The 11014-nt window shown below is 60.7% G+C and carries 8 protein-coding genes; 4 read left to right on the plus strand and 4 right to left on the minus strand.

Annotated elements, in window-relative coordinates:
• Positions 1–55: 55 nt before the first annotated feature.
• From GIW28_RS21925 to GIW28_RS21935, 3 genes are all read left to right on the plus strand, one after another.
• On the plus strand, positions 56–1675 hold the full coding sequence (locus GIW28_RS21925) for an FMN-binding glutamate synthase family protein (protein WP_169985314.1): 1620 nt from the start codon (positions 56–58) through the stop codon (positions 1673–1675).
• 65 nt (positions 1676–1740) lie between these two features.
• Positions 1741–2037 carry a cupin domain-containing protein gene (locus tag GIW28_RS21930; protein ID WP_099548502.1) on the plus strand — a complete coding sequence of 99 codons (297 nt, stop codon included), beginning with the start codon at positions 1741–1743 and terminating at the stop codon, positions 2035–2037.
• 132 nt (positions 2038–2169) lie between these two features.
• The gene (locus tag GIW28_RS21935) at positions 2170–3294 is read left to right on the plus strand and encodes an OpgC family protein (RefSeq protein WP_186616791.1); all 1125 of its coding nucleotides are present in this window, start codon (positions 2170–2172) and stop codon (positions 3292–3294) included.
• A gap of 46 nt (positions 3295–3340) precedes the next feature.
• Here GIW28_RS21935 and GIW28_RS21940 read toward each other — a convergent pair whose 3' ends face one another.
• A complete protein-coding gene (locus GIW28_RS21940; protein WP_099548500.1) occupies positions 3341–4753 on the minus strand; it encodes an amino acid permease in 1413 nt (470 codons plus the stop codon).
• A 380-nt stretch (positions 4754–5133) separates the two neighbouring features.
• Here GIW28_RS21940 and GIW28_RS21945 point away from each other — a divergent pair, with 380 nt between their 5' ends.
• Positions 5134–8229 carry a transglycosylase domain-containing protein gene (locus GIW28_RS21945; protein WP_236447879.1) on the plus strand — a complete coding sequence of 1032 codons (3096 nt, stop codon included), beginning with the start codon at positions 5134–5136 and terminating at the stop codon, positions 8227–8229.
• Between the two features lie 233 nt (positions 8230–8462).
• Here GIW28_RS21945 and GIW28_RS21950 read toward each other — a convergent pair whose 3' ends face one another.
• The 3 genes from GIW28_RS21950 to GIW28_RS21960 are packed head-to-tail and all read right to left on the minus strand — an operon-like array spanning position 8463 to position 11014.
• Positions 8463–8945 (minus strand): CS1 type fimbrial major subunit, encoded by a 483-nt coding sequence (locus GIW28_RS21950; RefSeq protein WP_017136325.1) that lies wholly within the window; start codon positions 8943–8945, stop codon positions 8463–8465.
• Between the two features lie 5 nt (positions 8946–8950).
• Complete coding sequence (locus GIW28_RS21955) at positions 8951–9709, minus strand: p pilus assembly chaperone (protein WP_017136324.1); 759 nt, start codon at positions 9707–9709, stop codon at positions 8951–8953.
• A 60-nt stretch (positions 9710–9769) separates the two neighbouring features.
• Entirely contained in the window at positions 9770–11014 is a 1245-nt protein-coding gene (locus tag GIW28_RS21960; RefSeq protein ID WP_032865514.1) for a hypothetical protein, read from the minus strand.

The raw sequence follows: 11014 nt of genomic DNA on the forward strand, positions 1-11014 counted from the left end.
GTACAGGCGCAGAATGCCCGATCGACCTGTAGAGTTGAACCTGAGGAAAAACCGTATGAGCCTGTCGTTGCTAAGCCGTTACGCCTTCTTTGCCGTGTGCGTCATTTTCACCCTCGCCAGCCTTCCGTTTATCGAACATGAGTGGCTGTGGCCTATCACCGTGGTCACCGGCATCCTCAGCCTGATCGGCGTTTTCGACCTGCTGCAAAGCCCCCACGCGGTGCGCCGCAACTACCCGATCCTGGGTAATATCCGTTACCTGGTGGAAGCCATTCGCCCGGAGATCCGCCAGTATCTGCTCGAATCCGACAGCGACGCCCTGCCCTTCTCCCGGGCTCAGCGCTCGCTGGTTTACTCGCGCGCCAAAAACGAAACCGCCGACAAGCCGTTCGGTACCCTGATCGACGTGTACCAGTCGGGCTTCGAGTTTATCGGCCACTCCATGCGTCCGGCGCCGCTCAGCGACCCCAGCGCCTTTCGCGTGATGGTCGGCGGCCCGCAGTGCACGCAACCTTACTCGGCCTCGGTCTTCAACATCTCGGCGATGAGCTTCGGCTCGCTGAGCGCCAATGCGATTCGCGCGTTGAACCAAGGCGCCAAGCTCGGCAACTTTGCCCATGACACCGGCGAAGGCAGCATCAGCCCCTACCACCGTGAAAACGGCGGCGACCTGACTTGGGAACTGGGCAGCGGTTACTTCGGCTGCCGCACCAGCGACGGCCGTTTCGACCCGGAACGTTTTGCCGTGCAGGCGCAGAACCCGCAAGTGCGCATGATCGAAATCAAAATGAGCCAGGGTGCCAAACCCGGCCATGGCGGGATTCTGCCCAAGCACAAAGTCACCCAGGAAATTGCTGAGACGCGCGGCATCATGATGGGCGAAGACTGCATCTCGCCATCGCGCCACAGCGCGTTTTCCACACCGATCGAGATGATGCAGTTCATCGCGCAATTGCGTGAACTGTCCGGCGGAAAACCGGTGGGTTTCAAGTTCTGCCTCGGCCACCCGTGGGAGTTCATGGGCATCGCCAAGGCCATGCTCGAGACCGGCATCCTCCCGGACTTTATCGTGGTCGACGGTAAGGAAGGCGGCACCGGCGCCGCGCCGGTGGAGTTCACCGACCATATCGGCGTGCCGCTGCGTGAAGGCCTGCTGTTTGTGCACAACACCCTGGTGGGCCTGAACCTGCGCGACAAGATCAAGCTGGGCGCCAGCGGCAAAATCGTCAGCGCCTTCGATATCGCCAGCGTGCTGGCCATCGGCGCCGACTGGGCCAACTCGGCGCGCGGCTTTATGTTCGCCATCGGCTGCATCCAGTCGCAAAGCTGCCACACCAACAAATGCCCGACGGGCGTCGCCACCCAAGACCCGCTGCGCCAGCGTGCGCTGGTGGTGCCCGACAAAGCCCAGCGCGTGTTCAACTTCCACCGCAACACGCTGCACGCCTTGGCGGAAATGCTCGCTGCGGCCGGCCTGGATCATCCGTCGCAGTTGTCGGCCAAGCATTTGGTACGGCGCATGTCGGCAACCGAGATCAAACTGTTCTCGCAGCTGCATGTGTTCCTCAAGCCTGGCGAGTTGCTCACCGGCGAGGTGAACGGCGAGTTCTATTCGCGCATGTGGCAAATGGCACGGGCGGACAGTTTTGAGCCGCAGGAAGTGGCTGCCGCATAAATATCCGAATACTCTTGACCGCTGAACCGGACCACCGACGGCATCGTTGAAACAAGGAGCTTCACATGCCGTTACTCGACTTCAGCGCCATTGCGGCGCAACTGCCCGACAGCTGGAAATCCGCACGCCTGGGCCAGGTCGGCCCAGCGCGGATCAAGGTGTTGCGTATGGATGACCAAGCTTATAAAGAGGAAACCCATGATTACAACGAGGGGTTATTGGTAGTCAGCGGCCAGTTGTGCCTGAGCATTGGCACCGAGCAAATACGCGTTGCTGCCGGCCAGATGTACCTCGTAGAAGCCGGCACTCCCCATGCTGTAAGCCCCGGCAGCCGGGGCACGTTGGTCATCATCGATGTATAGAGACATTCAGTAATACCCAGCCTTTGCAATTGCTTACAAATACCGCCAACCTGCGCGCGCCCGACGTGCGGCGTGTGACAACACGCGCATTCGCCTGTCATGACTTAAACCCCTGTTCAAGAGCCCGCTGCCATGCTGAACGGACGCGACCCGCGCATCGATTTTTTTCGGGGCTTGGCGTTGATCTTCATTTTCTGGGATCACGTCCCCCACAACCCACTCGGCCAGATCACCCTGCGTAATATCGGTTTCAGCGATGCCGCTGAAGTGTTTGTATTTCTTGCCGGTTATGCCTCAGTGCTGGCCTATGGCAAGGTCTTGCAACGCGAAGGCTACTGGATGGCCTGCCTGAAGATCCTGCGGCGCACCTGGGTGCTTTACGTGGTGCATATTTTCTTGCTGGCGATGCTGATGGGCATCGTGTTCTTCGCCAACAGCCATGTGGAAACCCGCGACCTGGTGCAGGAGATGGGCCTGACGCACTTTGTCACCCAACCACAGCAAGCGTTGGTGGATGAATTGCTGCTGCGCTTCAAGCCCAACCTGATGGACCCGTTGCCCTTGTATATCGTGCTGCTGGCCGGCCTGCCGCTGGTGTTGCCGTTGCTCTTGCGCAAAACCTGGTGGGTGGTGGCGGGGTCGATGGCGGTGTACCTGCTGGCGCCACACCTGGGTTGGAACCTGGCAGCGATTGCCGACGGGGTGTGGTATTTCAACCCGGTTACCTGGCAGTTCCTGTTCGTGCTGGGCGGCGCGGCGGCGATTCATGGGCAACAACCCCGCGCGCAGGAGCATCGGCCACTGCTGCGGCAGCCGTTGTTCATGATGGCCGCGACCTATGCATTGATGGCCGGCGTGATCACGATCGGCTGGCGCTGGCCCGAGGTGCATGACGCACTGATGCCGCACGCGCTCAGCGAACTGTTGTACCCGATCAGCAAGACCGACCTGTCGCCGGTGCGTCTGCTGCATTTTTTGGCCTTGGCCTATGTCACCGCCAAACTGTTGCCGGGGCGTGCCTGGACGCAAAACTGGCTGGCACAGCAGACCTGCCGGATGGGCCGCTTTTCGCTGGAAGTGTTCTGCCTTGGCGTGTTGTTGGCGCCGTTGGCGGACATGGTCAACGCCATGGCCGGCGATGCCTTTGCCATGCAAATTTTTACCGCGCTTGTGGGCGCTGGCTTGATGGCGATGTTGGGCGCCTGGCTGGAGTTCAACAAACGGCTGGACCAATCGACACGCATGGCCGCCGCCTGAAAACAAAAAGCCCCGATCAAGGGGCTTTTTGTTGTGCGCCAGGCCGTCAGGCGACGGAGCGTGCCGCCGCATTGGTCGGCTGCAACTTGAACACGTAATACAGCACGGTCAGCAGCACCAGGAACGCAGGCCCCACATACAGCGCCACCCGCGTATCCGGGAAGTACGCCATCAGGCCCACCACCAGCACCAGGAACGCCAGCGCCAGGTAGGAACTGACCGGGTACAGCCACATGCGGTACTTGAGGCCCGCCGCTTCGGCCGGGCTCAGGCCTTTGCGGAACTTGAGCTGGGCCAGCAGGATCATCAGCCAGGTCCAGATTGCGCCGAAGGTGGCGATGGAGGTCACCCATACGAACACCTGGTCAGGTACCAGGTAGTTGAGCAACACGCCCAGCAGCAAGGCAAAGATCGACAGCAGCAGCGCCTTGCGCGGTACGCCATTGCTGGAGGTGGTGCCGAAAGTCGCCGGCGCCTGGCCGTTCTGCGCCAGGCTGTAGAGCATGCGCCCGGTGCTGAAGATGCCGCCGTTGCAGGACGACAGCGCGGCGGTGATCACCACGAAATTGATGATGCCTGCGGCGGTCTTGATGCCCAAACGTTCAAAGGTCATCACGAACGGGCTGCCCTGGGTGCCGATTTCGTTCCACGGGTAGATCGACAGGATCACAAACAACGCGCCGACGTAGAACAAAAGGATGCGCCAGAACACCGAGCCGATGGCGCTAGGAATAGTCTTCTGCGGGTTGCGTGCTTCACCGGCGGTCAGGCCGATCATCTCGACGCCCAGGTAGGCGAACATCACCATCTGCAAGGACATCAACACGCCCTGCACGCCATTGGGCATGAAGCCGCCGTGAGCCCACAGGTTGGAAATACCCAAGGCCACACCGTCGTTACCGAAGCCGAATGCAATGATGCCGACGCCGCCGATCACCATGGCAATAATCGTGACGATCTTGATCAGCGCAAACCAGAACTCGAACTCACCAAAGGCTTTGACGGCGATCAGGTTGATCGTGCCCATGCTGATCAGCGCCGCCAGGGCCCAGATCCAGCGCGGCGTGTCGGGGAACCAGACACCCATGTACACCGCCACGGCGGTGATTTCCGCGACACAGGTCACCAGCCACAGGAACCAATAGTTCCAACCTGTGAGAAAGCCCGCCAACGGGCCGAGGTAATCCTGGGCATAACGGCTGAACGAGCCGGCTACCGGGTTGTGCACGGCCATCTCACCAAGGGCGCGCATGATCACCAGAATGGCCAGGCCACCGATAATGTAGGAGAGCATGATTGCCGGGCCGGCCATCTCGATGGCCTTGGCCGAACCGAGGAACAGGCCCACACCGATGCAGGCGCCGAGCGCCATCAAACGGATATGCCGTTCACCCAGTTCACGTTTGAGCGGGCCGCCTTGAGCGGTCTCGCCAGGGGGCAGTGGTTTGCCGACAGGCATAGGGAAACAACCTCATTTTGTTATTGGATTGTCCGTCGAGTTTCCGGGGCCAGGCCGGTAAGCCTGTGCCCTTGTTGAAACCGGGGCCGCCTCATGGACGGGCCCTTCTTGCCGGGCAAGATCAGCGGGACGTGCAGTATAAAAAGCCTGGACCAGGGTCTTTCACTATAAAAGCCATGCAATTCAGTGAAAGACCCGGCTAAAAAGCCACTTTACAGGAGCATATTACCTGCGCTGAGCGACAAAACGTCGCAACCCACCCTGCATTCACACGCCATCCAAGAAGATTCCGACTACCCAACCACAATTCCCTCACACCTGTCGCCCAGCGACTAAGCTTCAGGCAAGTCCGATCAATCTGCGTGCAGGATCAATCGACTATGGGCGCACTGTGGCAAACCGAATCGACCAAGGCTGCGAAATTACAAGGCAGTTCGGACCCAGCGCCTTTACCCAAAAATAAACCCAGGCCCCGTTACATACGTCGCCTGTTCTGGCTGATTGTGTTGATGGTGGTGATTGCGCTGGGGTTCGCCGCCGCCAAAGAGATACGCACATCCGCACTGCAAGCCCGGCAACTGAGCCGGCTGGCCCACGACCTCACCTACCGGCTGGAACCCGGCCCCAGCCAGGCAATGGTTTACCCCGGCGCCGGCCCGTTCGATCGCCGCTTGGGCTACAGCGACCTCGGCACCTTTTTGCCGCGCCTGCTCAAGCGCGGTTATGTGATCGAGTCCCAGGTGCAGTTTTCGCCAGCGCTGATGAGCTACGCCGGCCACGGTCTCTTCGTGCCTTACCCGGAGAAAATCCAGGCCGGCCTTTCCATCACCGACTGTCGCGCCTTGCCCCTGTACCAGTTCGAGTACCCGCAGCAGCTGTACTCAAGTTTTGCCGCCATCCCGCCGCTGGTGGTCAACAGCCTGTTGTTCATCGAGAACCGTGACCTGCTCGACCCCGCCCAGCCCCAGGCCAACCCGGCGGTGGACTGGCCGCGCTTTGCCATGGCGGCCTGGTCGCAAGTCGCGAAGGTATTGCACCTGCCCGGTCAGAGTGCCGGCGGCAGTACCCTGGCCACTCAGCTGGAAAAATATCGGCATTCGCCCGACGGCCTGACCTTGTCCGGCAGTGAAAAACTGCGCCAGATGCTGTCCGCCGGTGTGCGCGCCTACCAGCCTGGGCCTGACACCCAGGTGGCACGCCAGAATATCGTGCGCGACTACCTCAACAGCGTGCCGCTGTCCGCCGTGCCGGGGCATGGCGAAGTGCATGGCATGGCCGAGGGTTTGCGCGTGTGGTACGGCGCTGACTTCAAGCAGGTGAACCTGGCCCTTAGCGGCACTGAAAATGATGCGGTCCATGTGGCCCAACGTGGCCTGGCTTTGCGCCAGGTGCTGTCGCTGATGATCGCCCAACGCCGGCCGTCTCACTACCTGGCCAACGGCCGCGATGAACTGGCGCAACTCACCGACAGCCACCTGCGCCTGCTGGCGCAGAACGCCGTGATCGACCCGCCGTTGCTCAAGGCCGCCCTGGCATCCCACGTCACTTACCGCGACTGGCAGCAACAGCCGACCGTGCAGCCCATCGACACCAACAAGGGCATCAGCGTTGCCCGCAGCCGTCTCGCCGCCCTGCTCAACCGGCCGCTGTACGACCTCGACCGCCTGGACCTGTCGGCCACCAGCACCCTGCAAGCCGAGCTGCAAAGCCAGGCCACCGACTACCTCAAGCAACTGGCCGACCCCACCTTCGCCGGCAAAATGGGCCTGCTCGGCGAGCGCCTGCTCACACCCGCCAGCACACCCCAGGTGCGCTACAGCTTCACCTTGTTCGAACTGACCCCGGACGGCTCGCGGGTGCGCGTGCAAACCGACAACACCGACCAGCCTTTCGACATCAATGAGGGCAGCAAGCTGGAGCTGGGCTCCACGGCCAAGCTGCGAGTGCTCACCACTTACCTGCAGATCATCAGCGAACTGCATGATCGCTACGCGGCGCAAACACCCGCCGCGTTGAAAAAAACCGAGATTGCCGAGCAGGACCGCATCAGCCGGTGGGCGGTCGATTACCTGATCCAGAATCCCGATAAGTCCCTGGCCAACATGCTCGATGCCGCCCTCGACCGGACTTACTCGGCCAACCCCAACGAAGGTTTTTTCACCGGCGGCGGCATGCACCACTTCCACAACTTCCGCAACCAGGACAATGGCCGCAGCCCGTCGCTGCGAGACGCCTTGCGCGAGTCGATCAACCTGCCATTTATCCGGCTGATGCGTGACCTGGAGCGCTACGTTACTTACGCAGGCCCCAACAACAGTGCGCAATTGCTCAAGGACGATAACGACCCGCGGCGCCAGGAGTACCTGGCCCAATTCGCTGATCGCGAAGGCACCACCTTCCTGCTCAAGTTCTGGAAGAAGTACCAGAAAAAAGACACCCAGGCGCGCCTTGAGACCTTTCTTGACGGGCTGCACCCCACGGCGATCCGTATGGCGGCTGTGCATCGCTACCTGTTCCCCGAGGCTGACCAGGACACCTTCAATCGCTTCGTGCGTTCACATCTGGTGAATGCCAAAACCAGCGAAAAACTCACCGACGAACGCCTGCAACGCCTGTACACCGACTACGGCCCGGGCCGCTATGATTTGCCCGACCAGGGCTACATCGCCAAGGTCCACCCACTGGACCTGTGGTTGCTCGGTTACCTGCTCAACCACCCCGACGCGACCTTCAGCGAAGTGGTCAAGGCCAGCCAATTTGAACGCCAGGAGGTCTACAGCTGGCTGTTCAAGAGCCGTCACCAAAGCGCGCGCGACAGTCGTATTCGCACCATACTGGAGGTCGAGGCGTTCCTGGATATTCACCAGCGCTGGCAGGCGGTGGGTTACCCGTTCGACCACTTGGTGCCGTCGCTGGCCACCGCGATTGGCAGCTCGGGCGATCGCCCCGCCGCGCTCGCCGAACTGATGGGCATCATCCTCAACGACGGCGTGCGCGGCAAAGTGCTGCGCATCGACAGTCTCCACTTTGCCGCCGATACGCCGTACGAAACCCGCGTGGTCAACACGTCCGATGCGGGTAAACGAGTGATGCCGTCCGAGGTCGCTACCGCGCTGCGCGGCGCGTTATCGCAAGTGGTGGACGCGGGCACGGCCAAGCGTGTTTCCGGCAGTTTCGTGCAGGCCGACGGTACGCCGATGGCCATGGGCGGCAAGACCGGCACCGGCGACAACCGCATCGAAGCGATGGGCGCCGGCGGCCGAGTGATCAGCTCCAAAGCGATCAACCGCACCGCCACGTTCGTGTTCTACATCGGCGAGCGCTACTTCGGCACCCTAACCGCCTTTGTGCCAGGCAGTTCGGCGCAAAACTTCAAGTTCACTTCGGCACTGCCGGTGCAGGTGCTCAAAGGCATGGCGCCGATTTTGACCCCGTACTTGCAAGGCAGCGGCACCCTGCTGTGCCACGGGGCATGACCGAAGCGCCTGGGGTGAAATGGGGTTTGTGCGGGAGCTGGCTTGCCTGCGATGGCGGTGATGAATTCACTATTGCTATCGCAGGCAAGCCAGCTCCCACATTTAATTTTTAGCGCTGGCAACACTGATCCCCTGTGGGAGCTGTCGAGCTTTAGCGAGGCTGCGAAAGCGGTGGGCCAGGCAACTTATAACTTGCCTGTGCCGCCAATTTCGCGAACAGCAAAGTGCATGTCTCAAGGCGCCGGAAAATCAAACAGCAGGTGTACCGTGCCGTAATACTCGCCGCCCTTGTAGCCGTCTTCCGGTTCAACGGCGGTGATTTCCAGTTCAGCGCGACGGCCCGAGCGGGCTTCATCGGCGCTGATCACCAGGGTAGAATCGAGAGTCAGCGGCACCCGGTTGAACAACACCTGCAAATCGATACGGTTGCGGCCACTCAACAGATAAGGCGTGTCACCAAGGCGCGCCGCCACGCCGCCGTTGATGTTTTTCACATCAAAGTTCTTGCGCAGACGGCCCAGCCGGGCTGTCGCAAGGTCCCAGGGCAGCACTTGGTCCTGGCCCATCCAATCGGACTCGGAAGGCAGCACATAGGCCTCATGGATCGGGATGGTCACCGATACATCAAAACTGTGGCGCTCCTGAAATGCCTGCGCCTGGTCACCCGCCAACACAGGCGCCATCAGCACAGCCAGTACCGTCAGTTGCTTGAACATTGTCATCACCCGTTACTGTTGACCGTCATCGTTTTTTTGTTGCGACCTTCGATCAGCTGGAAGTTGAACTGACGCTCCGACTTTTTCTCCAGCACCAACTGGCGGCCAGGCAGAATGTGGTGCTTGGTGGTGGCCTCACATTCGGTCTTTTTCGTCACCGAACAATCGCGGAACTCATCGAGCACCACCACGCTGTTGCCGGCATTACGCATGGTGTATTGGCTGGCGGTTTCGCTGATCCGGGTATCAAAACGGGTGTCTTGCGGGCGCACGAAGAACACCGTGCCGTACCCGGCCATGACGTTGACTCCGGCGGCCAGGGCGTCCTTGTATTCGGCGCGTTCGGCATCGGTGACAGCAAAGTCATCTTCCTTTTCCGGTACCACCGGAATGAAACGCACACGGAAATAGCGCTCCTTGTCTCGCTGGCCCATGTACAGCAACCGAGTGCCCTGACGCCCGCCGGCCGGTACGATCAGACGAGCCGGGCTGGCCATCAGGCCGTCGCGGTTGGTGGTGCTGCCTTTGGCGTCGGTCATCGACGCGACGGGCACTTCCCTGGACGTGCCGTCGGCGTTGTAGACGATCTCCAGCACATTGACTTTGATAAACGCGGTACTGGTGCCGCCGTTGTAGACACGCTTGAGGTAAGAACTGCGGTCGCCTTCCAGGTAGTCGTAGACCACGCCGACGTTGATCGCAGGTCCCGCATGAACCGCCAAAGACACCAGCCACAGCCCCACTGATAACACTGCATGTTTCATGTTTGATTACGCCTTATTGATTGAACCCAGCCCAGCGGCCGGCGTGCGGCAAATATCCGCTCAGACTTCCGAATCCCAGATCACCGTGACCACACCCGAATAGGTGCTGCCCGGCTGTTCGAGCATGTCCTTGACCTGGTCTTTTTCGACTTCGAAGTGCAGCGTTCCAGCACGGTTGTTCACGTAAAACGCAGGCTGGAACAACTCGGTGCCCACGCCATCCAGGCGCAAGGGCTGCTTGTTGACCGCCTGCCCGGCCTGGTTCTGCAAGCCAAAGGGCAGGCTGACAGCAACCTGCAACGGCACCTGATCCCCCGCGCCGTTGCGCAAGCCACAGGTGTTGCCCACCGCAAGGCTGCATTCGAGCTGCATCTTGAAACGCCCACTGGCGGAAATGACAAAGGTCTGGTCACGGAACAACCGCGCCGGTTGGCGCCCACGGTTAAGCCAGGCTTGCCAGCCGCCTTCGGGTAGCAACTCGATGCGGTTGCCGCCCGGTGGGAGATCGACCTTGAGCTCATGCTCTACAGCCAATTGAAAATTGAACGTCAGGGCGCTTTCGGTGGACGCCATCACGTCACCGAAATCAAAATCCCCGCCCGGCCCGATGCTGTAAGTCAGGGAGCCGCGGTATTCGCCGCTGGCCATGCCTAGCGGGTTGGGGGTTTTAAGTTCGTAGCCGTACTCCAAGTGGCTGTAGGTCAAACGCGCAAAAGTGGTGCCCGGGTTTACCGTACAAGCCCCCACGCCCTCCGGGACGATCCAGAAAAACAGTGCGTAACTGGCGGATGCCGCCAAATAGTTAACCCCCTGGCAAGGAGGCGCACCGTTACTCCAATAGTAGGTCCAACCGGTTCCTCCGTTAGCCCACCCGCTGACGCCAGGCGGACGCGGCACATCCCAACGCGTACCAATACCCGCAATGCGCATTTGTACGGTTTCAACCTCACCCGTACCGACATGGACCACCTGTACATCACGCCAAGATGAAGGCACTTTGAAATAGGCGCCTTTTCGAGGGTCTTCATGGTTGGCTTCGATCGGCTCTACCGACTCGGCCCTGAATGCCGCATCACGGATACTGAAGGTATTCAACGCCTCGCACCTGGCCGGTACGTGCCACGCGCAGACGCCACTGTGGGGCGTGGTGTTTTCGAATTTATTCACCATCGGGTTCGACGGGTCAGGACGAAACACCGCCGTGATGTTCTGCACCAGCGCGTGCGCAGGCAGGCTCATGCTGACCAGCGCCAGCGCGAACGCACACTGCTTCAAGCCGGTTCTCGTTACGTTTTTCACGTTCAT

This window comes from Pseudomonas sp. PA-5-4B, assembly GCF_021606215.1.
GTDB classification, from domain to species: domain Bacteria; phylum Pseudomonadota; class Gammaproteobacteria; order Pseudomonadales; family Pseudomonadaceae; genus Aquipseudomonas; species Aquipseudomonas edaphica.